Origin of the sequence: Chitinibacter sp. GC72, assembly GCF_009760905.1 — a bacterium.
Lineage (GTDB): Bacteria > Pseudomonadota > Gammaproteobacteria > Burkholderiales > Chitinibacteraceae > Chitinibacter.
This window is the reverse complement of the sequence record NZ_VIRW01000019.1, coordinates 16,204-42,490: the sequence shown is the minus strand read 5'-3', so window position 1 is coordinate 42,490 and position 26,287 is coordinate 16,204. Positions and strand designations below refer to the sequence as shown.

The 26,287-nt window shown below is 54.4% G+C and carries 23 protein-coding genes; 13 read left to right on the top strand and 10 right to left on the bottom strand.

Features of this window, described 5'->3' with window-relative positions:
- Positions 1 to 60: 60 nt before the first annotated feature.
- The 3 genes from FLS37_RS13595 to FLS37_RS13585 all read right to left on the bottom strand — a co-directional run bounded on the left by FLS37_RS13595 (position 61) and on the right by FLS37_RS13585 (position 6,570).
- Complete coding sequence (locus FLS37_RS13595; protein ID WP_157670516.1) at positions 61 to 1,650, bottom strand: peptide chain release factor 3; 1,590 nt, start codon at positions 1,648 to 1,650, stop codon at positions 61 to 63.
- A gap of 101 nt (positions 1,651 to 1,751) precedes the next feature.
- On the bottom strand, positions 1,752 to 4,640 hold the full coding sequence (locus FLS37_RS13590; RefSeq protein ID WP_157670515.1) for a PAS domain S-box protein: 2,889 nt from the start codon (positions 4,638 to 4,640) through the stop codon (positions 1,752 to 1,754).
- 10 nt (positions 4,641 to 4,650) lie between these two features.
- Positions 4,651 to 6,570, bottom strand: coding sequence for an ATP-binding cassette domain-containing protein (locus tag FLS37_RS13585; protein ID WP_157670514.1), 1,920 nt, complete (start codon positions 6,568 to 6,570; stop codon positions 4,651 to 4,653).
- 107 nt (positions 6,571 to 6,677) lie between these two features.
- On the opposite strand from FLS37_RS13585, the gene FLS37_RS13580 reads away from it, so the two are divergent.
- The 4 genes from FLS37_RS13580 (at position 6,678) to FLS37_RS13565 (ending at position 11,268) form a co-directional block, all read left to right on the top strand.
- Entirely contained in the window at positions 6,678 to 8,108 is a 1,431-nt protein-coding gene (locus tag FLS37_RS13580) for a transglycosylase SLT domain-containing protein (RefSeq protein WP_157670513.1), read from the top strand.
- Positions 8,109 to 8,554: 446 nt separating this feature from the next.
- Positions 8,555 to 9,997, top strand: coding sequence for a pyruvate kinase (gene pyk / locus FLS37_RS13575; RefSeq protein ID WP_157670512.1), 1,443 nt, complete (start codon positions 8,555 to 8,557; stop codon positions 9,995 to 9,997).
- A gap of 77 nt (positions 9,998 to 10,074) precedes the next feature.
- Positions 10,075 to 10,476: an alternative ribosome rescue aminoacyl-tRNA hydrolase ArfB gene (gene arfB / locus FLS37_RS13570; RefSeq protein ID WP_157670511.1), complete on the top strand. Its 402-nt coding sequence runs from the start codon at positions 10,075 to 10,077 to the stop codon at positions 10,474 to 10,476.
- Between the two features lie 48 nt (positions 10,477 to 10,524).
- Complete coding sequence (locus FLS37_RS13565) at positions 10,525 to 11,268, top strand: S4 domain-containing protein (RefSeq protein WP_157670510.1); 744 nt, start codon at positions 10,525 to 10,527, stop codon at positions 11,266 to 11,268.
- A gap of 53 nt (positions 11,269 to 11,321) precedes the next feature.
- Here FLS37_RS13565 and FLS37_RS13560 read toward each other — a convergent pair whose 3' ends face one another.
- The gene (locus FLS37_RS13560; protein ID WP_157670509.1) at positions 11,322 to 12,443 is read right to left on the bottom strand and encodes an HD domain-containing phosphohydrolase; all 1,122 of its coding nucleotides are present in this window, start codon (positions 12,441 to 12,443) and stop codon (positions 11,322 to 11,324) included.
- Positions 12,440 to 12,928: a DUF3617 family protein gene (locus FLS37_RS13555; RefSeq protein WP_157670508.1), complete on the bottom strand. Its 489-nt coding sequence runs from the start codon at positions 12,926 to 12,928 to the stop codon at positions 12,440 to 12,442. Before FLS37_RS13555 ends, FLS37_RS13560 begins: the two co-directional genes overlap by 4 nt.
- 96 nt (positions 12,929 to 13,024) lie before the next feature.
- Between FLS37_RS13555 and FLS37_RS13550 the strand changes: the two genes are divergently transcribed.
- A complete protein-coding gene (locus tag FLS37_RS13550) occupies positions 13,025 to 13,660 on the top strand; it encodes a YceH family protein (RefSeq protein WP_157670507.1) in 636 nt (211 codons plus the stop codon).
- A gap of 223 nt (positions 13,661 to 13,883) precedes the next feature.
- On the top strand, positions 13,884 to 14,087 hold the full coding sequence (locus tag FLS37_RS13545; RefSeq protein WP_157670506.1) for a cold-shock protein: 204 nt from the start codon (positions 13,884 to 13,886) through the stop codon (positions 14,085 to 14,087).
- A 73-nt stretch (positions 14,088 to 14,160) separates the two neighbouring features.
- On the opposite strand, the gene FLS37_RS13540 is transcribed toward FLS37_RS13545, so the two are convergent.
- On the bottom strand, positions 14,161 to 14,736 hold the full coding sequence (locus tag FLS37_RS13540; protein ID WP_157670505.1) for a lysophospholipid acyltransferase family protein: 576 nt from the start codon (positions 14,734 to 14,736) through the stop codon (positions 14,161 to 14,163).
- On the bottom strand, positions 14,736 to 14,909 hold the full coding sequence (locus FLS37_RS13535; protein ID WP_157670504.1) for a hypothetical protein: 174 nt from the start codon (positions 14,907 to 14,909) through the stop codon (positions 14,736 to 14,738). Before FLS37_RS13535 ends, FLS37_RS13540 begins: the two co-directional genes overlap by 1 nt.
- Before the next feature lie 65 nt (positions 14,910 to 14,974).
- On the opposite strand from FLS37_RS13535, the gene FLS37_RS13530 reads away from it, so the two are divergent.
- The 3 genes from FLS37_RS13530 to FLS37_RS13520 all read left to right on the top strand — a co-directional run bounded on the left by FLS37_RS13530 (position 14,975) and on the right by FLS37_RS13520 (position 16,666).
- Positions 14,975 to 15,289: a nucleotide pyrophosphohydrolase gene (locus FLS37_RS13530; RefSeq protein ID WP_157670503.1), complete on the top strand. Its 315-nt coding sequence runs from the start codon at positions 14,975 to 14,977 to the stop codon at positions 15,287 to 15,289.
- Between the two features lie 71 nt (positions 15,290 to 15,360).
- Positions 15,361 to 16,131 (top strand): HAD-IIA family hydrolase, encoded by a 771-nt coding sequence (locus tag FLS37_RS13525; RefSeq protein WP_232522604.1) that lies wholly within the window; start codon positions 15,361 to 15,363, stop codon positions 16,129 to 16,131.
- Between the two features lie 64 nt (positions 16,132 to 16,195).
- Positions 16,196 to 16,666, top strand: a complete 471-nt coding sequence (locus tag FLS37_RS13520; RefSeq protein ID WP_157670502.1) for an AtaL-like protein — start codon at positions 16,196 to 16,198, stop codon at positions 16,664 to 16,666.
- A 45-nt stretch (positions 16,667 to 16,711) separates the two neighbouring features.
- Here the strand turns inward: FLS37_RS13520 and FLS37_RS13515 are convergent, their stop codons facing one another.
- The 3 genes from FLS37_RS13515 to FLS37_RS13505 form a co-directional block, all read right to left on the bottom strand.
- A complete protein-coding gene (locus tag FLS37_RS13515) occupies positions 16,712 to 17,482 on the bottom strand; it encodes a DUF3365 domain-containing protein (protein WP_157670501.1) in 771 nt (256 codons plus the stop codon).
- A gap of 180 nt (positions 17,483 to 17,662) precedes the next feature.
- Positions 17,663 to 17,983 carry an RnfH family protein gene (locus FLS37_RS13510; protein WP_157670500.1) on the bottom strand — a complete coding sequence of 107 codons (321 nt, stop codon included), beginning with the start codon at positions 17,981 to 17,983 and terminating at the stop codon, positions 17,663 to 17,665.
- A 4-nt stretch (positions 17,984 to 17,987) separates the two neighbouring features.
- A complete protein-coding gene (locus FLS37_RS13505) occupies positions 17,988 to 18,416 on the bottom strand; it encodes a type II toxin-antitoxin system RatA family toxin (RefSeq protein ID WP_157670530.1) in 429 nt (142 codons plus the stop codon).
- Positions 18,417 to 18,573: 157 nt separating this feature from the next.
- On the opposite strand from FLS37_RS13505, the gene dnaB reads away from it, so the two are divergent.
- From dnaB to FLS37_RS13485, 4 genes are all read left to right on the top strand, one after another.
- Positions 18,574 to 19,989 carry a replicative DNA helicase gene (gene dnaB, locus FLS37_RS13500; protein ID WP_232522607.1) on the top strand — a complete coding sequence of 472 codons (1,416 nt, stop codon included), beginning with the start codon at positions 18,574 to 18,576 and terminating at the stop codon, positions 19,987 to 19,989.
- Between the two features lie 99 nt (positions 19,990 to 20,088).
- A complete protein-coding gene (locus FLS37_RS13495) occupies positions 20,089 to 20,463 on the top strand; it encodes a cupin domain-containing protein (RefSeq protein ID WP_157670498.1) in 375 nt (124 codons plus the stop codon).
- Complete coding sequence (locus FLS37_RS13490; protein WP_157670497.1) at positions 20,460 to 23,717, top strand: DNA translocase FtsK; 3,258 nt, start codon at positions 20,460 to 20,462, stop codon at positions 23,715 to 23,717. The genes FLS37_RS13495 and FLS37_RS13490 overlap by 4 nt, the downstream gene beginning before the upstream one ends.
- A gap of 129 nt (positions 23,718 to 23,846) precedes the next feature.
- The gene (locus tag FLS37_RS13485) at positions 23,847 to 26,189 is read left to right on the top strand and encodes a serine/threonine protein kinase (RefSeq protein WP_157670496.1); all 2,343 of its coding nucleotides are present in this window, start codon (positions 23,847 to 23,849) and stop codon (positions 26,187 to 26,189) included.
- Positions 26,190 to 26,287 lie beyond the last annotated feature (98 nt).

The following is a 26,287-nucleotide window of genomic DNA, read 5'->3' as shown; positions in this document are numbered from 1 at the left end:
GGAGGTCAATTTGGAAAAGACCTACAGAGCAATACCCTTTGTGTGTATATCTAAGATCGATTACAGCGTAATGGCGTGTTCGCGTGTGGCGTGGAATTTCAGCTCCGGCCAGCGTTCCATTGTCAGATCCAGATTCACGCGGCTGGTGGCCAGATAAGCCAGGCTATTGGCGGCGTCGCGACTCAGATTATTGACGAGGTTTTTCTCGAAATCGGCGAGTTTTTTCGCGTCTTCGCACGACACCCAGCGGGCGGTGTAAATCGGCGTCGATTCAAACATCGCTTCCACACCGTATTCGTTTAGCAAGCGTGAAGCAACCACTTCAAACTGCAGCACACCCACCGCACCCAAAATCAAATCGCCACCGTTCAGTGGTTTAAAGACCTGTACCGCGCCTTCTTCACCAAGCTGTTGCAAGCCTTTTTGCAATTGCTTTACTTTCAACGGGTTTTTGATGCGCACAATACGGAACATCTCTGGCGCGAAGTACGGAATGCCGGTAAACGACAGCAACTCGCCTTCTGAGAATGAATCGCCGATCTGAATATTACCGTGGTTAGGCAGGCCGATAATGTCGCCCGCGTAGGCTTCTTCCACCTGCTCACGACCTTGCGCCATAAACGTTACCACCGAGTTGGCGGCAATTTCGCGGTTTAAGCGCAAATGTTTGAACTTCATGCCACGGGTAAATTCGCCCGAGCAAACGCGCAAGAAGGCAATGCGGTCGCGGTGTTTCGGATCCATATTCGCTTGGATTTTGAATACGAAGGCCGAGAATTTCTCTTCGGTTGGTGCAACGTCGCGCTGCAGCGCGTGCGATTCAGACGGTTGTGGCGCCCAATCGACCAGCGCGTTCAAAATTTCGCGAATACCGAAGTTATTGATCGCCGAGCCAAAGAAGACTGGCGTTAAAGTGCCAGCGAGGAATTCTTCCAAGTCGAACGGGTGAGACGCGCCGCGCACCAATTCGAGCTCCATCCGGGTGTTTTCGATTTCGAGCGGGAACAACTCGTCCAGACGCGGGTTGTCGATGCCTTTGATGATTTCAACGTCATCAAGCGGCCCCTGGCCTGGCGTAAAGATGATGATTTCGTCGGTCAGAATGCTGTACACGCCGCGGAAAGTCTTGCCCATACCGATCGGCCAGGTAATTGGCGCGCAGCGGATTTCCAAGACGCTTTCGACTTCGTCGAGTAGCTCCAAATTATCACGCACTTCACGGTCATACTTGTTCATAAACGTGATAATCGGCGTATGGCGCATGCGGCAGACGTTCAAGAGCTTGATCGTTTGCGCTTCTACACCTTTGGCCGCGTCAATCACCATCAACGCCGAGTCAACGGCGGTGAGTACGCGATAGGTGTCTTCCGAGAAGTCCTGGTGGCCCGGCGTGTCGAGCAGATTCACCACGTGATCGCGATAGTCGAACTGCATCACCGATGAAGCCACCGAGATACCCCGTTGTTTCTCGATGTCCATCCAGTCGGACGTGGCGAATTTGCCGCCTTTTTTACCCTTGACCGTACCGGCAGCCTGAATCGTGCCCGAAAAATACAGCAGTTTTTCAGTCAGCGTGGTTTTACCCGCGTCAGGGTGGGAAATGATGGCAAACGTACGGCGGCGTGCCACTTCACTGCGAATATCCGGCATGGTCTTGGTCTTCTTGGCCTTGCAATCAAGGCTGGGGAAAAACGCGCGATTGTACGCCAATTGCCCCGTGACGAACAGGGCAGCTCGGCGCTCGTGGTGTACTAGCTGGCGCTATTGACGGGCAGTAGCAAGGTGAAAATGGCTCCGCCATCCGGGTGGTTTCTGGCGCTGATCTGGCCATTGTGATCGAGCATAATCTGTCGGCTGATCGCCAGCCCCAGCCCGGTGCCGCCGCCCATGCGCACGCGGCTGCTCTGGATGAATTTGTCGAAAATGGTTTCCAGCTCGTTTTCCGGAATGCCAGGGCCATGGTCGCGTACTTCAATGCTGACCGCAGGTTCGCCGTTTTCCAGTAGGTCTACCGGATTGACCGTGATCTCGATGGCGCTGCCGCTGGGGCTGAATTTAATGGCATTCGAGAGCAAATTGACCATCACCTGCGTAATGCGGGCCTTGTCGAAAATGGTATTGATTTCTTCCTGCTGCTCGTTAAATTCCAGCTGCAATTGCTTGCCAGCGAGCAAAGAGCCCATTTCGGCAATCGCCATGCGCACAATCAGCTGCAGGCTATGCTTGCCTTTGTCGTAGCTCATTTTATTGGCTTCAAGGCGCGACATATCGAGCAAATCGTTGAGCAAGACCAGCAGCCGTTTGCCCGAGGCGTTGATGCGCTCGTAATAGCGATTCAGATGGCTGGCTTCGGGTAGCTCCAGCTTGCTGGTTTTGGCCAGCCCCATTTCGGAGAACGACAAAATGGCGTGCATCGGCGTGCGCAATTCGTGGCTCATATTGGCCAGGAACGATGATTTGGCCAGATTGGCATTTTCGGCAGCATCTTTGGCGTCGACCAGGCGGCGCTCGATTTCCTTGAGCTGGGCAATATCGGTAAAGAAAGCGTAGGCGTATTCGATGTTTTCCTGCTCATCGAGCACGACACCGCTATTGACCAGGAAAGGATGGAGCTGGCCGTGCTGGTCAGCCAGTTCAATATCCTTGGTAGTATGTCCTTGCAAGGCAAGATTCATCAGGTCTGCAGGGAAGAACGGGGTACAGGTATCGCCCCAGATGGTTTGCGGATTCAGACCGATCAGCGTTTCCCGGCTAAAGCCCAGCAGGCGGGTGAACGAGTGATTGACATCGCGAATGCGATGGTCGGCGTCGATCAGCAAAAAGCCGTCGGCAGTCTGATCGATAATGGTGCGGTTCAGCCGCTCGGACTGGCGCAGCGATTGGGCGGCGATCCGTTGCGAGGTGATGTCTTCCACCACGGCAATCATGCCCTTGCTCATATCGCCAGCCACCAGCGCCTTGGCATAAATCATGGCCCAGAATGGCGTATGGTCACGGCGGTATAGTTCGGTTTCACCCCGGTAGACGCCGCCGGTGGCAATGCGTGACCAGATTTTCTGGCGGATATTTTCGTATTGTTCGGGTGAATTAAAGATATGCCGGGTTTCGGTGTCGATAATATCGCTGCTGGCAAAGCCGAACAGCAATTCAAAGGCCGGATTCACCAGCCGGACGACGCCATTCATCGACAGCATGATGGCCAGCGGGCTGGCGTCCAGCACGGTGCGAATTTCAGCGGTTCTTTCCTGCACCATTTCATGCAGCTGATCGCGGTGCTGGCGCAGCTCCTGCTCGGCCAGACGGCGCTCGGAGATATCACGCGCCGTGCAGCAGACATAGGCTTCGCGCTGGAATTTGATCAGCGAAAAGGTTAGCTCCATCGGAATCTTGTCGCCCTGACTGTTTTGCAGCGGGCTTTCAATGCTGATCTGTTTCTGCTCTTGCAGCCGGTGCCAGTACGCCAGCCAGTCCTCGTCGTCCATCTCGGCAAACAGATCGACAAAGTGCTGGCTGATCAGCTCCTGTCGGCTAAATCCGGATAGATTGGCCAGGCTTTTATTGGCATAACGAATCAGGCCGCTGTGATCACACCACAGTGTCAGATCGGGCGATTCATCAACCGTATGCTGGGTCAGAAATAGCCGGCCTTCTACTTCTTCAACATGGCGGATCTGGCGCAGCAAAATATAGAGCAGCATCGAGACAATCGACATCAGCCCCAGCGCCATCAGAATGCGCGTGACGGTTTGTTCGTGAAACGGCGCCAGCACGATGTCCAGATCATGCCGGATGGTGATAATCAGCGGTAATTCGCTTTGATTCACCATAAAGGTCAATAGTTGTTCTTTGCCCAGTGTGGACTTGATGGTTTGCGTGCTGTGACGTTTGAGGCGCAATTGCTCGAACAGCAGCGAATCATTCTGGCGCTCGTTAGTAGCCAGCTTGCTCTCGTCAAAGGGGTAATTGACCAGCACCACGCCGTCGCTGCGCAATAGCTGAATCGAAACACCTTCGGCTAAATTGAGTGACTCATAAAACTTCAGAAAATAGGTCGGCTCCATCCCCGAGAGCAGCACACCGCCAAAGTCGCCATTGGGCGCATTGATCCGGCGGGTTGAGGCAATCAGCCATTTGCCATCGGTACGTGACAGAATTGGCTCGCTGATAAAGGCCTGAGTGGTATTGTAATTGCGGTGATACTGGAAATAAGCTCGGTCAGCCAGATTGATCTTCCGAGCCGGGTATTCAAGGCCGTGGCTATGGATATTGCCATTGGCGTCGATGGTGATAATGCCGCGAATTTGCGGCGTGAGCCTGACTTTGTCTTTGAGCTGCAGATGCATCAGGTATTCGTCGGCCCGATCGACACCGCCATGGCGATCCAGATCTTCGGCAATGTTTTGCATGGCCTGTTCGACCGATAGAAAAGCGCGCGTTGCGTTTTCATCGAGTGCACGCGCCAGCGACTGATCGCTACGCCGTGCCTCGGCGATGGCCTGATGGTAATCACGCACGGTGATCCAGGCCAGCGTCAGCAGTACCAGCAGCACCATCACGCTATAAAAACCCAGCAAGCCGCTGCGCAGGCCGCGCAGGGTGTGCCGGGTTAAATGATTGGTTGGCGTTTTGTGCTTATCCAATAGACTGATGTCAAAGATTTTTCTTGGCCTCCAAGGCTTCCCAGCGCTCAAGCTTTTCAAGCGTCAGCAACTCGATTTGCTCAATTCTATCTTGCATTTCACGTGCTTTGATCGGCTCGGTGCGATAAATTGTAGGATCGAGTAAAGATTGTTGTAATTTTGCTTGTTCGGCTTCGAGTGCTTCCAGCTCGGCAGGGATTTGTTCCAGTTCGCGGTTTTCATTAAAACTCAGCTTGTTGCGCTTGGGTTTTTCGTCCACCGCTTTTGCCGCCACGTTAACTGCTGCAGGGGCTGCCTTCTTGGTTTCTGCCTGCGCGCTGAGCATGCGCGTGCGGGCGCTGATCCAGTCGGCGTAGCCACCCGCGTTTTCCAGCAGTACGCCATTGGGTTCGAAAACGATGGTTTGCGTCACGACATTATCAAGGAAGGCGCGATCATGGCTGACGACAAACACGGTGCCGGTGTAGCTCGATAGCAATTCTTCGAGTAATTCCAGCGTGTCGATATCCAAGTCATTCGTTGGCTCATCGAGCACCAGAATATTGGCCGGTTTGGTAAACAGGCGCGCCAGCAAGAGGCGGTTGCGCTCGCCACCGGACAGTGATTTGACCGGGCTGCGCGCGCGCTCGGCCGGGAATAGAAACTCTTCCAGATAGCCGATGATGTGCTTGCGCTGGCCACCGATTTCAACGTAATCATTGCCCTGGCCGACGGTATCGGCAACCGATTGTTCTTCATCTAGCTGTTCGCGGAACTGGTCAAAATAGGCCACTTGCAAATTGGTGCCCTGTTTGACGCTGCCGGTATCGGGCTGCAAATCGCCCAGAATCATTTTCAATAGCGTGGTTTTACCCGCACCATTGGGGCCGATCAGACCGATCTTGTCGCCACGCAGCAATCGGGTGGTGAAATTCTTGATTAACACCTTTTCGCTGCCATCCGGATTAGTGTACGACTTGCTGACGTTTTCCAGCTCGGCGACCAGTTTGCCGCTGCGCTCGCCCGCATCAAGCTGGAACGAGACATTACCAACGCGCTCGCGCCGTGCGGCGCGTTCGCGACGCAAGGCTTCCAGACGGCGCACGCGGCCTTCGTTGCGCGTACGGCGCGCTTTGATGCCCTGACGAATCCAGACTTCTTCCTGCGCCAGCACTTTGTCAAATTGGCGATTGGCGGTTTCTTCCACTGCGAGCAATTCGGCTTTTTTGACTTCGTAGGCCGAGAAGTTGCCAGGGAAGCTAACGATATTGCCGCGATCGAGTTCAACAATACGCGTGCTGACGTTATCAAGGAAGCTACGGTCGTGGGTAATAAACAACACACTGCCGCTGAAATTTTTTAGTAGCGTTTCCAGCCATTCAATCGCGCTGACATCCAGATGATTGGTTGGCTCATCGAGTAATAGCACATCAGGCTCGGTCACCAGCGCACGCGCCAGTGCTACGCGTTTTTTCCAGCCGCCAGACAAGGCGCTGACTGGCGTATCGGGTGGCAGATTCAGAATCGACATGGTGTTGGCAATCAGTGAATCAAGCCGCCAGCCGTCCTGGTTTTCCAGCTCATGCTGCAAATCGGCCAGCCGCTGCATGCCTTCATCCGAGTCATCCAGATCGTGAATTGCAGCGTGGTAATCAAGCAGTAACTGACGTACATTGCCCAGACCTTCGGCCACGGCTTCGTAGACGGTATGCCCCGGCTCGAATACCGGCTCCTGTGGCACAAAAGCCATGCGGGCATTATTGATCAGGCGGATTGCGCCTTCGTCGAGCTTGTTCACGCCAGCAATGGTTTTCAGTAAGGATGATTTGCCCGCGCCATTGCGGCCGATCAGCCCCACGCGCTCGCCGGGTTCCAGCACCAGATTGGCACCGTCTAAAAGCGGCCAGTGACCGAAGGCGAGGTGAGCATTTTCAACAATGAGCAAAGGCATGGGTGTACTTGGGGTGTGATTTTCCGAGCCGCAATTATACGGCCTGCGTTTGGACATTGACATGCCGCGATATAGAATCAGGCCATAACTATGCTGGAGAAGCCCGAATGAGGCGTGCTTTGCTATTGTTTTTATGCAGTTTTTTCCTGCTTGCGCCCGCTGCGCTCTGGGCGAAAAAGGAAGGTCGCACGCCAGCGAAAAAGCCGGTTGCTGCAGCCGAAAGCCATCATCCTGCGATGGCCGCTTTAACGCTGCCACAAGAGGGCGAGCCGTATGATCCGCAAAATCCGCCAGCCCGCTTGCGGGTGCTGGTGGCGCTGGGGCCGTCGACTTATTTTATTAAAGACGGCAAACCGCACGGGCTGGAATTTGCGATGCTGCAAGGCTTTGAATCCGAGCTTAACCGTCGTCGGCCCAAATCGCGCCCGCCGATTCGTCTGCAATTTATTCCTGTTGATGCGGGCGAGCTGATTCCGGCTTTGCGCGAGGGTCGGGGTGATATTGCTGCGGGGATGATTCCTTTTTCCGAATCACTGAAAAGTCTGGTCGGCGTGACCGAGCCGTATGCCAGTGATGAATGGTGCCTGCTCGGGCAGCGCGAGCAGGCGCTGTCTTTTGCGACGCTGGCTGAGCTGCCGCTGATGTTGACCAGCGGCAGCTACGCTCGCCGCCTGTTAAGCCAGCAGGACAAGCAGCTTGTTCTCGACGAAGCACCCATCGGCCACAATGCCGAAATGCTCTTGCGCGACATCAATACCAATCCCGAGCAGCAAACACTCAGCAGCCGTGCCGTCTACAAACTGTGGGCCAGCACGTATGGCAAGCTCAAATTGGGCGAATGCCTGAGCGCGCGCAGCCCCCTGGTGTGGCTGGTTGATCAGGCTAATCCGGCGCTGGCCAATGATTTGAATAACTATATTGCTTCGCGGCAGTTTACTTCGCTGGACAAAGCGATTGAGCTGACCCGCCGACATCTGATTGTCGATGGCAAGGTCGAGCGCAGCGACAAAGTCACCTCAATGGATAAACTGGCCATTTTTTCACCGATTTTCCAGGCGGCGGCGGCGGCCAATAATCTGGACTGGCTGCTGCTGGCTGCTATCGGACAGAAAGAATCCAAGCTCAGCCCCGTCATTCGCCAGAATGGCCCGACCGGCGTGATGCAGGTGAATCCGTCAACCGCCCGGGCCATGGGCGTGCGCGATCCGCACAGCAACGAAGGCAATATCTCGGCCGCGGCCATTTATCTGAACTACTTGCGCAAAATGTACAGCCGCGAAGGCATTAGCGAAGAAAACCAGCTGTATTTCATGATTGCGGCGTATAACGCCGGCGAAGGACGGCTAGCGCAACTGCGCCGGATTGCCAAATCCAAGGGCTTGAATCCGAATATCTGGGTTGGTCATGTCGAGCAGGTCGCGCTTACTTCAGTGAGCCGTGGCATGGTGGATTATGTCTCGACGGTCAATCGCTACTATCTGGCGTATCAGGCGGCAGAAAAAGCGCGTGCACGACAGAAAAAATCCGACGTGAAATAAAAGCAACAGCGTGACTGATATTGCTGATCTGCGGCTGCTAAAAGCAGGAATGGTGCTGATTTACTGGGTATTGCTCTGTAGCTATTGATCTGATTGGTCTGCAGGGAAATACCCTATTATTTACTAATTCTGAATTGCACTGCCATGGTGCACGGCAAGCGCGGATTGGCCAGTCTTTGGTGCAATCTTCACGATCATGGCTGCTGCTGACGATCCGATTAATCGTGGCTTTGGATAATACGCTGCGATTGCGCGTTGAGTCTGGCTTTGGATGTAGTAAAATTACGCAAATTCCGGATTGACCTTTTGCAATTTTGATTCGAAAAAAATATTGAAAAAAAATACAGGTTTAGCTTTTTCCCTGCTTTAAATCATGTCTTTCGTGATCAGAGTGGCGTATTGTTCGGCCTGACAAACCAGCTTTTTCTTCTCGGAGACTTTCTTTTATGCATTGCGGTACAAAAATCGTTGCCACGCTTGGCCCTGCTTCAACCGATCCAGCCGTACTGGAAAGCCTGATTCAGGCCGGTGTAAATACCGTTCGTTTGAATTTCTCGCACGGCACCGCTCAGGATCATATTGATCGCGCCGCCACCGTGCGTGCGATTGCCAAAAAGCTGGGTAAATCAGTCGCTGTATTGGCCGACTTGCAAGGCCCGAAAATCCGCGTTGGCAAATTTGAAAAGAATAAAATCGAGCTGGTCAAAGGCGCAAAATTTGTGCTGGATGCCGAGTGCGAGCTGGGTAATCAGGACACCGTGGGTCTGGATTATAAAGAGTTGCCCAATGACGTTGAGCCAGGCGTAGTGTTGCTGCTCGACGACGGCAAAATCCAGCTGGTGGTTGATTCTGTTGTTGGCGCTAAAGTCTACACGACGGTCACCGTGGGCGGCCCGCTGTCGAATAACAAAGGGATTAACCGCCAAGGCGGTGGCCTGACTGCCCCGGCGCTGACGGCCAAAGACATGGAAGACATCAAGACCGCTGCGGTACTTGAAGCAGATTATATTGCCGTGTCATTTCCGAAATCATCGGCCGATATGTATATGGCACGCACCTTGGTTCGCGCAGCAGGCGGCCATGCTTTGCTGATCGCCAAAATCGAGCGTACCGAAGCGATTACCAATCTGGAAGAAATCCTTGATGCATCAGACGGCATCATGGTGGCGCGTGGCGATTTGGCGGTTGAAGTGGGCGATGCCGCTGTTCCTGCCTTGCAAAAACGCATGATCAAACTGGCACGTAAAAAACACAAACTCACCATCACTGCGACACAGATGATGGAGTCGATGATTACCAGCCCGGTGCCAACGCGCGCCGAAGTATCCGACTGTGCCAATGCGGTACTCGATGGTACTGACGCGGTGATGTTGTCGGCTGAATCGGCGGCGGGTAAATATCCGCTGGAAGCGGTGCAGGCGATGGCGCGGACTTGCTTTGAAGCCGAGCGTTCGGGCGAGGGCAAAATCGAAGGCGAATTTGACAACGTCAGCGATTTCGAGCGCATTGATCAGGCTGTCACCATGGCAGCGGTGTACGCCAGCAGCAATATGAATGTGAAAGCCATCGTATGTATTTCGCATTCGGGCGCTTCTGCGCTGTGGTTGTCACGCTATATCACCGGTGTGCCAATTTATGTGTTCACGCAGGAAGTGAATACCTATCGCAAGCTGGCGTTGTATCGCCATGTGACGCCGATTATGGTCGATGCCAATATCGGTGCAGATCGCGAAGCGCACGTTGCTTATGCCCAGCTTGAGCTGCTGCGCACCGGCAAAGTGGTGCCAGGTGATCGCGTGATTGTCACGCTGGCTTCGCAAAGCAATGGCGTGAACACCGGAGCCAACACCATGCGTATTATTCAGATTGCCCAAGGTCAGCGCGTTTAAAGCGCCGTTGCCGCAGCTATCCGACAGCCGACCTAGGTCGGCTGTTTTTTTTAACTGTCAAATGGATTTGACGCGCAATGACAAATCAGATTGACGAAGCAGACGTTGTTTTTACCGCCATCCGCGCGCAAGGCGCGGGCGGGCAGAACGTTAACAAGGTCTCGAACGCGGTGCATTTGCGCTTTGACATTCGCGCCTCGCGCTTGGCCGATGAGCTAAAAAGCCGGCTGTTGCATTGGCCCGATCAACGCATTAGCAAAGAAGGCGTCATTATTATCAAGGCGCAGGCTTCGCGCAGCCTTGAAGCCAATCGCTATGAGGCTTTGCAGCGGCTACAGGCGCTGATCGATCAGGTCGCACATAAACCCAAAGCGCGCCGGGCGACCAAACCCAGCTGGGGCTCGCAACAAACACGGATGGATAAAAAGAACCAGCGTGGCAGCATTAAATCGCTGCGCGGGAAAGTTCGCCTCGATTGAAGTCGCTGAAACTGCGTACAATAGCGTTTTAGCAATGAGATCCGCACCATGAGCCAAGATAATCCAGACGCAATCCGCCTTTCCAAACGTATGGCGGAGCTTGGGCTGTGCTCGCGTACGCAAGCCGACGTGCTGATTGCCGAAGGGCGTGTGCAGGTGGATGGGCAAATTGTGGATGTCCTCGGTAGCCGCGTCTTGCCACATCAGGACATCAAAATCGTTGACAGCGATCTGCTGAGCAGCGCGCTCGCGCCCAGAGACAAGGTGACGCTGATCTGGCACAAACCCGTCGGTGTGTCGGTGTGGCCGGGCGAGGAATATACGCAGTTTTTTGTGCCGGAAAACCGCGCTGCCGATGATAGATCAGGGATAGTCTGGCTGAAAAAACACCGTTCGCGGCTAACAACTCCGTTTGGTCTGGACGCCGAGGCCAGCGGGCTGGTGCTGCTGACGCAGGACGTCCGCCTGGCCGCCAAGCTGGCGCAAATCAATGATTTCGAGCAGGAATATCTGGTCTGGCTTGATCAGGCTGCGACTGACAGCCAGATTGAGGCGATGAATGCCGTCAGAATGTTTGATGAGCAGCCAATCAAAGGCTGGAAAACCAGCCGCCAGAGCGAGCAGCAATTGCGTATGGTGATTCGCGCCAATGCCGAAGGCGTGGTGCCCGATTTGTGCGATGTGGCCAAATTGACCGTCAAAGCATTCAAACGCAACCGGATTGGCCGCTTGCCGCTAGGTGGGCTGGAAGCTGGGCAGTGGCGCTATCTATTGCCGATGGAAAAGATTTAATTAAGGGGTATGTCTCTGCGGGTAAATCTAGAATTGATCTGCAGTGATATACCCTATTGAGTATCTTCAATCTGTTTACGGATCACCTGATTGAAGGCTTGAACCCATTCGGCAGCAAATTGCCGGTCGCACGCATTGATTTCGGCAATCGCCCGCAAGGTTGATTTTTGCTGACCACGGTGGCTGTGTTTGAGCAAAATGGCTTCGAAAGCATCGACAATCGCCAGAATTTTGGCGCCGTCACAAATCTGCCCCTCACTTAAGCCGTGCGGATAGCCATTGCCGGTAATCGTTTCGTGATGCTGCAAAATCATCTGCGTCGCCGCTTGCCAGCCGACAAAGCGATTGGCTATTTCGGCCCCCCAGCGTGGATGCTTGTGCAGCTCGACGATGGCGTCAGGCGAGAGTTTTTCCGGTTTGAGCCATTGTGACTCGGGCAGAAACATCATGCCGATATCGTGCAGATACACCGCCGCCTCCAGTTGCTCCGGGTCAACCCGGTTGCCCGCCATTTTATTGGTTGCCAGCGCATAGCCCAGATTGCGCGCAGTGCGGCCATGAAACAGCGCCGAGCGGGCTTCCAGCTGCATCGCCATTTCGCGAAAGAAAATCAGATCCTGATGTAGCTCCTGCGTACTGCGCGCCTGCGCAGCCGGTGTAAAGTCCTTGTTGAGTGCGCTGCCGGGCTTGAAACCGGTGACGGCTTCGATGAGCCGGCTGGTCGCTGCGTCAATGTCGCTGGGCGTTTGGTGGGCCAGATTGTGCAGGCCGTTGGCCAGTGAAGTTAGCGCCAGCGGGGCCAGGTTTTGCTGTTCGGCGAGCAGCTCGGTGGCTTGTTCGATGCGATCCAGTGTCAGCAGGAAAATCTCGGCCAGACCATCGGTAAAGCGGATTTCGCCATCGCGCAGGCGCGAGAGCAGCGTCTCGGCGCAATGCATGATCGGGATCACAAAAGTGACACGACACAGGCCGGCATCGCCCTTGATATTGTGAAATTCGCGAAATAGATTGGTCAGCGTGACCTTGTCATTGCCTTCTTGCTTGAGCTTGGCGATCAGCGCCTCGATTTGCGGGGCATGATCGGCCAGCCCTTCTTTGAAATCCTGAAACGCATTCCAGTCTTCTATCGCCGGGTTGATCAGATTGACGCCGGCAATATCCAGGGGCGTGTTCATTGGCAAGCTCCGGTGCGTTTGGCGTGACCTTTCATGCGCATTTCCTGCCCTTCGGCCTTGATCAGATGTTCAAACTGGTACTGGTCGCGCTGATTGCTAAAGGTAATCACGCTGTGCATGGTGGCCGCTCTGGGCTGGCTACATTTCATATCCATCGTGACAGTATTGCCTTGCTGCATGATCTTGGGTTTCTCGCATTTTGTGCTTGGCTCTTGCCCCATCTGGTGCCATTGCTCAAGTTTGGCCCGGTCAAGGCATTGCGTCACAGTCATGGTGCCCGCTTTGGCATCGATTTCCATGCCTTGCTTGCGCATTTGCTGCAGGGCTTCTGGCGGCATTTTGGCCATTGCGGCTCGTTGCGCCTCAGGCAAGCTGCTGGTGATGGCCCAGCGCCCCTCCATCGGCCGGATGTCGGCGGCAAAGCTGACCGAACTCAGAATGAACAAGCTGATTCCCAGGCTGACTGGCTGCAGATAGTTTGACATGGCAATTTTTCCTGTAGTTTGTAAGAAACACGGTATGATCGTCTGCATTGTTTATAGCTTTTTTCCATTCTTCGGCATGAATCTTTGGAGTTGTGTATGTCGCAAATTGCAGAATTAAGTCCGGTGCAGGCTCGTATTCTGGGGGTGCTGATCGAAAAAGAACGTACCGTACCCGATACCTATCCGCTGACACTCAATGGCCTGCTCGCCGGCTGCAATCAGAAAACCAGCCGCGAGCCGGTGATGGAGCTGAGCGAAGCGGATTTGATCCCGGCGCTCGATGAGCTGAAAAATACGGGCTGGGTGCTGGATCACCTGAGCGGGCGGGTTGCCCGCTATAGCCATCAGCTGGGTAAGGTGCTGCAGGTCCCGACGCAATCGGTTGCGGTTTTGGCAACGCTGATGCTGCGCGGCCCGCAAACGGCGGGGGAATTGCGCAATAACTGCGAGCGTTTGCACCGCTTTGCCGATATTTCGGCAATTGAAGCGTTTTTGCAGGAGTTGGCCGAACGCAGCAGCGGCGCTCTGGTGTGCTTATTGCCACGCCAGAGCGGTGCGCGCGAACCACGCTGGGCGCATCTGCTCGCAGGGGAAATCGATTTAAGCGCCCCGCAGGGTACCGCTACGCCATCGGCTCAGGCGGACTTGCGTGAAAGGGTCGAGCAGCTAGAGGTCGCCTTGGCGGCGCTGCAAACCGAGTTTATGGCGTTTAAATCACAGCTGGGTGGGTAAAAAATCACGTCTGGCGGATAAACGCGTCGCAATTATGCGATTTTGCTCAGATTTTGTGGTTTTTGTGCAAAAAGTGCTTGCCAGCCCAGCTTTGCTCGGCGAATATATCAACCGCAGGATCTTCAAGCAGTGGATGTATGTTGTAGTGGCTAGGCCGTACCGCAGTGCTTTCCCTTGATTTTCGTGCATCTTTTATATATTTCCGCAATTTAGGATACGAAAAATGGCACAAGGTACCGTTAAGTGGTTCAACGACTCTAAAGGCTTCGGCTTTATTACTCCAGACGAAGGCGGCGAAGATCTGTTTGCTCACTTCTCTCAAATCGTGTCTAAAGGTTTCAAAACCTTGGCTGAAGGTCAAAAAGTTTCTTTCGAAGTAACTACTGGCCCTAAAGGCAAACAAGCTTCTAACATCCAACCTCTGTAATTCAGAGTTGTTTGTTTAAGTAAGTAGAAAACCCAGCATTAGCTGGGTTTTTTGTTTTTGCGAGCGATTTTCTTTACTGGTTTTCCGGGTTTTTACCCTTGATTGGCGCATAAAAAGCCCGAATCTTGGCCATGTCGGCCTCCAGATCACCTGTTGGATAAAAAACTTCGCCGCACCCGCCAACCTTGCGGCCAAAATCGATAAAGCCCAACACAATGGGCAGCTGGCTACCGAGGGCAATATAGTAAAAACCGGTCTTCCACTTTTCGACTTTCTTGCGTGTGCCTTCCGGCGGGATGGCCACCACCAGTTGCTCATGCTCGCCAAACACCTGCACCATTTGCTCAACCAGTGAATTTGATTGGCGGCGATCAACCGGAATGCCGCCTAGCCAGCGGGCAATTGGTCCGAGCGGACCCCAGAACAGCGTGTGCTTGCCCATCCAGTACACTTTTTGCCGCCGCGCAAAACAGATGGCAATGCCGACCGGAAAATCCCAGTTGCTGGTATGAGGGGCGCCGATCAGCACGTATTTGGGCAAATCGGGAAATTCACCTTCAATTTTCCAGCCGGCAATTCGCAGCATCAGCCTGCCCAATCCCGGCAGAATATGCCGCAACACTGGCGTATCGAAAATCGTGCGCTGCATTATTTGGCCTGGGTTTTTCCGAGCAGTTTGCTCATCAGATTATTCATCCCGCTTTTGCGTTGTTTTTCTTTCGCGCTGGCCGTACCAAACCGATCCGGTGTACTGGCGCCGTGCAAATCATTGTGTAGCTTTTCTGCTTTACGTTTTTCCAATTCGTATTTTTTCATCGTCATGCTGGTTTTCCTCTGTTTAGGGGGCGTATTCTACGGATTACTGTCCACAAAGTCTTAAAAACCCCATGAATCTGGCCGAACTCTCGATCAAAATCCGTCAATTTGCCGACGAGCGTGATTGGCGCAAATATCATAATCCCAAAAATCTGGTGATGGCCATGTCGGTCGAAATGGCCGAGCTTGTTGAACATTATCAATGGCTCACTCCCGAGCAAGCGGCCCAGCTCGATGTCGATGAGCAATCACCCGTCGCGCAGGAGATGGCCGATGTCATGCTGTATATGCTGCGCCTAGCCGATGAGCTGGGCGTCGATATGGAAGAGGCGATCTTGCACAAAATGCAGCTCAATGCGCAGAAATATCCGGCTGCCGAGCGCTAGATATTTTGATGTATTGCCCGCTAGTGCTTTATTTTATTAACCTCTAGCCTTATACCCCAAGAGGATGCCTTATGGTGACCAGTGTTATTTCCGATATGGATGGCGTGATTTATCGCGGCAAGCAGCTGATTGATGGTGCCAATGAGTTTGTGCAAAAACTGCTGGCCGATAAAACGCCGTTTTTGTTTTTAACCAATAACGCCGAGCAAACCCCGCTGGATTTGAAACTCAAGCTTGAATCGCTCGGCATTCACGGCCTCTCCGAGGAGAACTTCATTACCAGTGCGATGGCGACGGCAATGTTTTTGCGCCAGCAAAAAGAGCGCGCCAAGGTCTATGTGATTGGTGGCGGTGGCTTGATTAATGAGCTGTATAACGTCGGCTTTTCGATTTCCGAATCCAATCCCGATTATGTGGTGGTCGCCAAATCATCGACTTTCAGCTTTGAGCAGCTGAAAAAGGCGGTGCGTTTTATAGACCATGGTGCCAAATTTATCGGGACCAACCCGGACATGATTGATCCGGTGGAAGGCGGCAATGAGCCGGCGGCTGGCACGATACTGGCGGCGATTTCCGCTGCGACAGGCAAAAAGCCCTATATCGTTGGCAAACCCAATGCACTGATGATGATGCTGGCCAGCCGCAAGCTGGGCGTGCATCCGGAAGAATGCGTCATGGTTGGCGATAGAATGGACACCGATATTGTCGGTGGCATGGAGGCCGGCATGAAAACTGCGCTGGTGCTCTCGGGAGTGACAACCTTGCCAATGCTCGATGAATTTCCGTATAAACCTGATTATGTATTCAATCATGTTGGCGAAATTGACTTCAAATCACTCTAAGCGCGGCGGGCTGACTCCGTGCTGATTGGCTATAATCTGCAATTTTGCGTAGCGAGTACCGACGATGAAATTTGAGCATCTGGTTCAGATCAACGATTTATTGCACCCTGGCGCAAACTTGCTGACGCGCAACCAGCTCTGGCAAGGCCTGGTGTACCGTGCAGAATCGCCGATGGAATTTGTCGAGCATATTGATGAAGCGGCAGTGACTCACCGGCATGAGCAAGGCATTCATCGCCGCATTGTCATGGGCAAGCTCGAAGTGATTGACCACATCTATTACCAGCACGAAGTGTCGGTGCACTATGACACCCAGCCCAGCGATATGCATCTGGGTGGGCAGCTGTGGATGAGAATCGAAGAGCCGCAAGAGGGCGCGCTGTTTGTGCGCTTCTGCTATGAAACGCCGCACCCCGTTGGCGCTGACCCTGAGCTGGATAAATACCTGAGCTATCTGAAGTCGGCCTGGCAAGAGGCCGATATCGACACCATCAAGCTGATTCGCCAGTTGGCTGACGAGGGTAAGCTCGGCTAAATCGTCTTCGGGTAGGCGGTCTGCCGCCTAGTCGGGTTTGGCGGCTCAGTCTTGATCTGTCCAGTCTTGATTTGCTTTGCGTCGGCACAGCAGAAAAACGATGAAGGCAAAAACACCCAGTGCGATCAGGCTGAGCAAGTTCAAGGCGCTAAAAATACTGCTGGCACTGTATGACGAGGGGATTTTGACCGAGATCACGCCCGAGACCTTGCCCAGCTCATAGCCATAACCCTGCGTCGGGTACAGGCTGCGCACGGCATACGGGGCTTTTTCTGCTGATTCATGGCAGCGCATGCATGCGGCGGTGGCGATCAGTCCGCGCGCATACAGCGTGCGGCCATTACTGACTTCGCTGTATTCGGTAACATTATTGGCACGCATATATTCCATGGCGTTGCGCTCGAACGCCGTCGGGCTATTACGCGCATTCATGAATTTGTCCGAAGTAATGCGGTATGAGGCCTTGCTCTGATCAGCGATCATCAAGTCGGAAATTTCGCGCTGCACCAGCGCTGGATTTTTCAGGTGGAAATTCAGCGTGGTGGCCATGTCTTCGGCGCTGGTGATCGAGTTGTCTTCATTGGCTAGCGACACGGTCAGCGTATCAAGGTGAGAGCCCTGGTCAACGATTTCACCTTTGGCTTCCTTGGTCCAGATTCCCCGGTATTGAGATGCCCACTGGCCAATATGCTCGACCATATTGGCCATGGTGCGTGCCTGATTGAGCTGTTCTTTTTCGTAAATCGATTTGCCGATCAAGAATGAACAAATCAGCGACAAAATAATGATAAAAATGCTTTTGCTCAACGTACCCATAGGTCTGCTCGAATGTCTCTTGTTGGTGATGCCGACTTTTACTGTCGGCTTATAGGGGAAACATTGTATTGCAATTGCCGGGTAAGTTCATTCTAAAAATTCAAGGTGCCGCAGTTCCTTCATCGTCAAGCGCTTGATTGTTCAGAGAAAAGGCGCGGGCATCGCGCCAATTAAGGCTCTTTAAGCTTCGCCGCCGCCTTTTTTCATCGCCTTGCCCTCGGCCGCGCGCTGGCGGCGGACTTCTTTGGGGTCGGCGATTAGTGGGCGGTAGATTTCAACACGGTCTTTTTCGCGTAGCACAGTGTCGAGCTTGACCGCTTTGGCGAAAATACCGATTTTCTGCGTGCCCAGATCAATCTCGGGAAACTCGGCCAGAATGCCCGATTTTTCAATGGCGTATTGCGCCGTACTACCTGCAGGCACTTTCACACGCAGCAATTTTTGTTTCGCCGCTGTGGCATACACGACTTCAACAGTCATCAGGGTGTCGGTGTTTGTCATGGATTTATCCGTATTTTCGGTCGGCTTCTTTGACAAAAGCATCGACAAAAGTTGAAGTGATCTTGCCAAAAACCGGGCCAATTATCGCGTCAATTGTGCGGCTGGAAAACTCGTAATCGAGTTCGAATTCGATTTTGCACGCGTCTTCCATTAGCGGGGTAAAGCGCCAGATGCCGGTCAGGGCTTTAAATGGCCCGTCAACGAAATGCATGACGATTTCATTGGCCGATTTCTCATCGCGGGTACGAAAAAAAGTACTCACTTTGAGAAATTCGATTTTGACGGTGACATCCAGAATCTGCTCGCTGCGCTCGTGCACTTCAACGCCGCCGCACCACGGCAAAAAGCGCGGGTAATCTTCAACGCGATCAACCAGCTCATACATTTGTGCGGCAGAATGGGGAACCAGGACTGATTTACGGATGGACTGCATGGTCATCAAGGGTGCGGCGGAGTAAAATGATTCTCTTGCAAACCCTGAGTCTGTGGGCCTGCTGCGTTAAAACCATCGTCGGCAGCGCTTTGATCTGCTGCCCACACCCGCCATAAAAGTGAAAATGAACGAATATCCTACCGAGCTAGTTCGCGACATGCAAGCCGAATACAATGCCGCAGCGCAAGTTGACGAGACAGCCACCTACCGCATCCCGCCGCATTCGGTCGAGGCCGAGCAGTCCGTACTGGGTGGCCTGATGCTGGAAAACACGGCGTTTGACCGCATCGCCGATGTGATTGGTGCGCAGGATTTTTACCGCGAAGATCATCGGCGCATTTTTCAGGCCATCATCAAGCTGATTGAACACAACCGCCCTGCGGATGTGATCACGGTGAAAGAATCGCTCGATACGACCAATGATCTGTCGTATGTTGGCGGGCTCTCGTATCTGGGCTCGCTGGTACAAAATACGCCATCGGCGGCCAATATTCGCCGCTATGCGGAAATCGTCCGTGAAAAATCGGTATTGCGCCAGCTCTCGGCCGTGGCCACCGAAATCGTCGACGGGACGTTTTTCCCGAATGGGCGTGACGCCAAAGAATTGCTCGACGAGGCCGAATCCAAGGTATTTCAGATTGCCGAGCAATCGGCCAAAGGGCAGCAGGGTTTTCACACCATGCCGCCGATTCTGAAAGAAATCGTCGAGCGCATTGATTATCTCTACCAGCAGGACAATCCGTCCGAAGTGACCGGTACGCCGACCGGCTTTATTGATCTGGATAAAATGACTTCCGGTCTGCAGGGCGGCGATCTGATTATTGTTGCTGGCCGTCCTTCAATGGGTAAAACAGCGTTTTCGGTCAATATCGCCGAAAACGTCGCCATTCACAGTAAATTGCCGGTGGCGATTTTCTCGCTGGAGATGGGCGCGGCGCAACTGGGGATGCGGATGGTCGGCTCGGTGGGCAAGATCGATATGCACAAGCTTAAAACGGGTCGTTTTGAAGATGAAGACTGGCTCAGGCTGACGCACGCCGTGGGCAAATTATCGGAGGCGCCGATTTTTATCGAGGAAACCGGCGCGCTGACTGCACTGGATGTGCGTACCCGCTCGCGGCGACTGGCGCGGCAATGTGGCGGCCAGCTGGGCCTGATTGTGATCGACTACTTGCAATTGATGGCTGGGCGCGCGGGCGCGAAAGATCAGAATAGGGCGACCGAGCTGGGCGAGATTTCCCGCTCGCTCAAGGGGTTGGCGCGTGAACTCAAATGCCCGATTATCGCGCTCTCGCAGCTATCGCGTTCAGTCGAGCAGCGTACCGACAAACGCCCGATGATGTCCGATTTGCGCGAGTCGGGCGCAATCGAGCAGGACGCCGACTTGATCATGTTCATGTACCGCGATGAATACTACAACCCGGACAGCCCGCACAAAGGCCTGGCCGAGTGCATCGTCGGCAAGCACCGTAATGGCCCGGTCGGCCGGGTGCCCTTGGTGTTTCAGGGCATGTACTCGCGCTTTGACAATGCACTGATGCGGCCGGATGACTGGAATAGCGATTTGGAATAGGGCCTTGAAACAGCATCGCCTTGCTCGGTATGAATCTGCCCCACGTATGTATCAGGTTCCTGCATGGATCGGGTACCATCAAATTTCTGGATTTTTTGCATGACTTTAGCGCACATCACCCATTTTAATCAGGCCGTCGAGCCCAGTTTTGATCAGCCACGAGAAGATCGCCGTGTCTCGGGTGCGCCTTGGCGCACGACCTGGGCGCACTACACCTCGAGCGATGGTGTGCTCTCGTGTGGTATCTGGGCGTGCGAGGTGGGAAGCTGGAATATCCGCTTTGCGCCGGATAAGGAAGAGTTTTTCTGCGTGATCAGTGGTCAGGTGCGGCTGCTGGATGAGCAGGGGCAGGGCGTGGTGGTCAGCGCGGGCGAGGCGGCGGTGATTCCGGCCGGCTTTGTCGGCCGTTTTGAAGTGCTGCAGGCTGTGCGCAAGTATTTTGTCGTGTTAGATCGGTCGGCATCAACGTCATGAAGAAGATACAGCAGTTGTTTGAAGTATTAAATCAGAAGCTGGAAGGCGATCTGTCAGGCATTGAACCAGCTAAAAAAGCTCGTACCGAAGAGCAGGATCAGCCACCCGCAGCGGCTAAAGCGCCCGAGGCGTCGCGTCTGGACGGCATGTTTGAATTGCCGCTTTCTTCTGTCAGCCAGGCCGCTGCCAAAGGTGTGGGCTCGCTTAAATCGCTGATTCAACCTGTGTCTAGTAAGATCGGTGCCAAAATGGCCGACGTACTGCACAGCATCAAGCCTGAGGTTAGCGCCGAGCCGATTGATGTCTCGACTGACTCCAGGACTGAACGCATAAGCTCATCCGTGCCTCAGGCCAAGGTTGATGCTGCGGCGCAAAGACGTGTTGGCAATAGCGCTCAGCCGTCCATCCAGCAGCCCGCCTCGCAACAGAGTGAAGGTGCAGCCCTGATTCGAACTAAGGGGTATCAGCATACAAGCCAATCTGAATATGAGCTAGCAGCCAATACCCTGGCAGAACCCCGTGTTGAATCTGATGTGAAGTCAGTCGCCAGCGCGCCAGTTACCACCGTGCAGGCGGCGAGTGAGCAGGTGAGTGGGTTGGTGAGTGATGCTCCGCCAGAATTTCTGTCAGCAAGCACGCCGCAGCTGGAGCGCATCATTCCGACGCACGCAGATGCCGCGCCGCGTGGAGCGAATCAGGCCGTCATTGAGCCCGTTCCATCCCCTGTCCGCAGTTCGCCCACACTGAGCTCGTTAGCCCCTGTGCCTGATTCGCCAGTTTCGTCCGTTTCACCCGTTTCTGTGGTGAGCGAGACCAAGGATTTTCTATCGGCCGAGCAGGTGAAAACGCCCAGTCAGCCGATTCCGGCACCCCGCAAAAGCCGGCGCGAATTGCCGGTACTGGATATGAGCCATATTCAACGCAATCTGGAGCGCAGCCAGCGCAAGTTGGCGATTGAAGGCGCAAAAATGCCTGAGCGCAAAGCGCCAGAGCCACTGCCGGTGATTGAGCCGTCCGAAATTCGCGAGCGCTTGCAGGATATTCACAGCGGCAAGCGCCCGAGCCCGAAAATTACGCCAACACACAGCTATCGCTCGGGTGCCGCAACGCCAGTGCCGCCCAAAGCCGCAGCCCCGCAGCGCACCGCGCCGCCGCCAGCCCCCGCTGTGGCCCATCGTGCGCCTGCGCCCGAAGTCATCCGGATTTTTCAATCCAGCCAGCAGCAAGCGATGCCTGCAGCATCAATCAGCCCGGCATCGCAGCCATCTGTTAACCCTGCAACGCAGGCAGCGATTGTGCCTGCGCTTCAAGCGCAGCTGAGTCCGGCTCTTCAAGCGCAAGTGAGTCCGATTCCGCAAGCGCAAACTGGTTCGGTTCTGCAGAGCCCGATTTCGCAGATGCTAGATCCGTCTGCGCTGGCAAGCCACCCCACGCCAGTATCGCAGTTGATTGATCTTGCTCAGCCAGCATCTGACATTACGGGCGAAGAGAGCTTTTATCCAGTGCCCCCGTCCGCAGCTGCGCCGGTCAATTTCGCAGCAAATGTAGCCAGTCAGTCACCTGCTGCCCCATCTTTGCTGCAGGGGTATATGGCTGCGGGGCAGTATAGTTATGCTGTTGAGGCAGATACATCGATAGGTATGCCGGATGAAGTGGCCGAAAGCGCACCGGCAGTGCCTCCAGCTGTATCTGTGCCGCAGCGACCGACCGCTTTTTTGCGCCCGGACGCGCTAGCCCCCGCGTCGCGTGCGGCGGCAGATCCGGCCTGGCGCGGTGAAGACGGTTTGTGTCTGCCGCTGGAGCTATTGCGCCCAGCCACGGTGCAGACCATTACGGTCAGTCAGGAGGACTTGCTCGAGCGCAGCATTCTGATCGAAGAGAAACTCAACGAATTCAAAGTCAAGGTCAGCGTGCTCGATGCTTATGCTGGGCCGGTGATTACGCGTTTTGAAGTCGAGCCAGCGACCGGCATTCGTGGGGCGCAGGTGGTGAATTTAGCCAAAGATCTGGCGCGCTCGCTGGGTCTGGCTTCGGTGCGCGTGGTCGAAACGATTCCGGGTAAAACCTGCATGGGGCTGGAATTACCCAACCCAACAAGGCAAATGATCCGACTGTCCGAGATTTTATCCGCGCCGGAATACCATGGGCAGGTATCCCCTCTCACCATCGCACTAGGCAAGGACATCAGCGGTATACCCGTCGCAACGGATCTAGCCAAAACACCGCATATGCTGGTAGCCGGTACGACCGGCTCGGGTAAATCGGTGGGCGTGAATGCGATGATTTTGTCGATCCTGTTTAAAGCCACGCCCGATGAAGTGCGCTTTATTATGATCGACCCGAAAATGCTCGAATTGTCGGTGTACGAAGGCATTCCGCATCTGCTCGCGCCGGTGGTTACCGACATGAAGCTGGCTGCCAATGCGCTGAACTGGTGTGTCGGCGAGATGGAAAAACGCTACCGCCTGATGAGCGCGATGGGCGTGAGGAATTTAGCCGGTTTTAACCAGAAAGTGGCCGAGGCCGAGGCGGCGGGCAAGAAGTTGACCAATCCATTCACACTGACGCCGGATGACCCCGAGCCGCTGGAACATCTGCCGATGATTGTGGTGGTGGTCGATGAGTTTGCCGACTTGATGATGGTGGCAGGTAAGAAAATCGAGGAATTAATTGCCCGGCTGGCGCAAAAAGCACGCGCAGCGGGGATCCATCTGATTTTGGCGACGCAGCGCCCGTCGGTTGACGTGATTACCGGACTGATCAAGGCCAATATCCCGACGCGGCTGGCGTTTCAGGTCTCAAGCAAAATCGATAGCCGCACGATTCTCGATCAAATGGGTGCAGAGGCCTTGCTCGGGCAGGGCGATATGCTGTTCCTGCCGCCTGGCACGGGCTATCCGCAGCGGATTCATGGCGCGTTTGTCGACGATGCCGAAGTGCATTGTGTGGTTGAATACCTCAAGCAATTGGGCGAGCCCAATTACATCGAGGGCGTGCTCTATCCGGCGCATGAGGCCGAAGCGGGTAACTGGTCGGGCGTGCCGGGGGATGCCGAAGAGAGCGATCCCTTGTACGACGAAGCCGTTGCGCATGTAATTCGTAGTCGCCGGGCTTCGATTTCGGCGGTGCAGCGGCAGTTTCGCATCGGTTACAACCGCGCAGCCCGCTTGATCGAACAAATGGAAAGTGCCGGCATAGTCAGCGGCATGGAAAGCAATGGCAACCGCACCGTGCTGGTACCAGCGGGCGAATAAGCCGCTAAGGTTGGTTTTTGTTGGTTTTCTGGTCGGTTTTTCCCTCGATAGTCAGTTTTATTCTATTGAGCTTCTTGCCTTACGGCTGCTCGGGCTATATTGCAGCAAAATAGAATAAACGGGTGTGAGATGAAGTCGTTTGGTGAGGGCCGTTTTCAGGTCGAAAAGAAAATTGGCCAGGGTGCGCAAGGCTTGGTGTATCTGGCGCAGGATACCCATCTGGACCGACAGGTTGCAATCAAAGTGCTGCACAGCCAGCCGCTGCAAGCGCTAGCCGAGGCGCAGCTGGTCAGCCGGATTCAGCATCCGAATATCGTCACGCTGTACGACGCATTTGCTGATCATGCGCACCCCTGTCTGGTCTTTGAATATGTGGCCGGTGAAACGCTGGCCGACTATTTGCGCCGCGAAAAGAAGATGTCGCCCGTTGCCGCCGTGCAGATGATGGCGGCCATCCTGGAAGGGCTGCAGGCTGCGCACGCCAAGGGCGTGATTCATCGTGATATGAAGCCGCAAAATATCATGCTCGACGAAAGCCGCCGCCCACGGATTATGGATTTTGGCGTCGCCAGCCAGCGCGGTCAGCACTATGAAGGCCTGACCGGGACTGCCGGCTTTATTTCCCCCGAGATGATCAACAATCTGCCGGTTGACGCGCAGGCCGATGTGTTTGCCTGTGGCGTGATTTTGTATCAGATGCTGACCGGCAAGCTCGTTTCGGATGGTGAAACGGTGATTGCCATTCTGTACAAAACTGCCAACGAGAATTTTGTCCCTCCGTCGAACTTTAACGAGAAGATCGACGAGAAACTTGATCATCTGGTGATGGCGGCTCTGTTTAAAAGCCCCGAATCACGTTATGTCGACGCCGGAGATATGCGCGCAGCCATGCTGGGCTGGCTTGATGCGGCGGGTGAGGCCGTACAGGCCGAGGCGGCGGAAGGGCGGCATAGCACGGTGGAGTTTTTGCTGCGGCGCATGCGACACTCGGCCGATTTTCCGGCGCTCTCGCAAACGATTAATGCCATCAACCGAGTTGACGAATCGCAGGCCGAAAAGGTGCAAAGCCTGTCCGGTGTGATTTTGCAGGATTTCTCGCTGACTAATAAATTGCTCAAGGTGGTGAACTCCGCCAGCTTTGGCCAGTTTGGCGGTGCAATCAGCACGGTGTCACGCGCTATTGTGATTCTGGGTTTTGACCGGATTCGCAGCCTGGCGGTGACGATTCTGCTGTTTGAACATATGCAGAACAAAAGCCATGCTGCGCGTTTGCGCGATGTCGTGCTGGAAATCTTTTTTGGCGGCATTCTGTGCCGCAAGCTGGCCGATAAAAGCGGCTGGCGCGACGCTGAAGAAGCGCTGATTTGCGGAATGTTCCAGCATCTGGGCCGATTGCTGACGCATTTCTATTTTAATGAAGAAAGCCTTGAAATCATCAAGCGCAAAAGCCAGACCGGCGAGACCGAGTCGGTGGCCGCCGAAGCCATATTGGGCGTCAGTTATGCCGATCTGGGGGGGGCGATTGCCGGAGAGTGGAATTTCCCCGACCGAATTGTGACCAGCATGCGGCCTTTGCCTGCCAGCAAGGTGCGAGAACCGGCCAATCAGGCCGAACGTTTACGCGTGTTTGCCAATCTGGCCAGCGAAATGCTGCCGCTGGTCAGCATGAAGCCCAGCGAAGCGCTGCTGTATACCCAGAACATCATCAAGCGCTTTTCGGCTGTGGTGTCGTGGTCCGAGCGGGAGTTTCAGGACATTTTGCACGATGCCGCCAAGCAATACCTGGCTTATCTGTCCATCCTGCAAATCGATCTGGGGCAGGCTGAATTTGCCAATAGCTTGCGCACGCTGGCCGGCGTGAAACCTCCGGCTGCAGCGCAGTCTGCCCAAGCTGCTACTGCAGATGGCGTTAACAGCAGTACTGGCTCGGCCGAGTCCATGACGCTGAGCAATCCGGCGGCGCTGTTATCCGCCGGGGTGCAAGATATTACCAATACGCTGGTGGGCGACTTTAACCTGAATGATGTCTTGCGCATGATTCTGGAAACCATGTTTCGCAGCGTCGGGTTTGACCGGGTGCTGTTTTGTACCCGTGATCTGAAAAAAGGCACGATGGTGGCACGTTTTGGTTTTGGCAAGGATCTGGACGCCATCCTGCCGCGTTTTAATTTTCCGGTGTCGCCGCTGGTGGATGTGTTTCAGCTGGTGCTGGCTAAAAACGCTGATGTATTTATTGAAGACGTGGATGCGGAAAGCATTGCCCAGCGTATTCCCGCCTGGTACAGGACAGTATCGCAGTCCAAGACGCTAGTGGTTTTTCCGGTGGTGATTGATAAAAAGCCCATTGGCCTGTTCTACGCCGACCGTATGCTGGCGCACTCGCTGCAATTGCCGCCTGATCAGTTGAATTTGCTAAAAACGCTGAGAAATCAGGCCATTCTGGCCATCCGGCAAAAGCAGATGGGAAGTTGAAGCTGGTTTAACCAGAGTTTTTGTGCGACGCACAAAAAATGCTTGACATACGGGTTTGTGCGGATAAGAATGGCGTTATTGCACTGCACCATTAACCG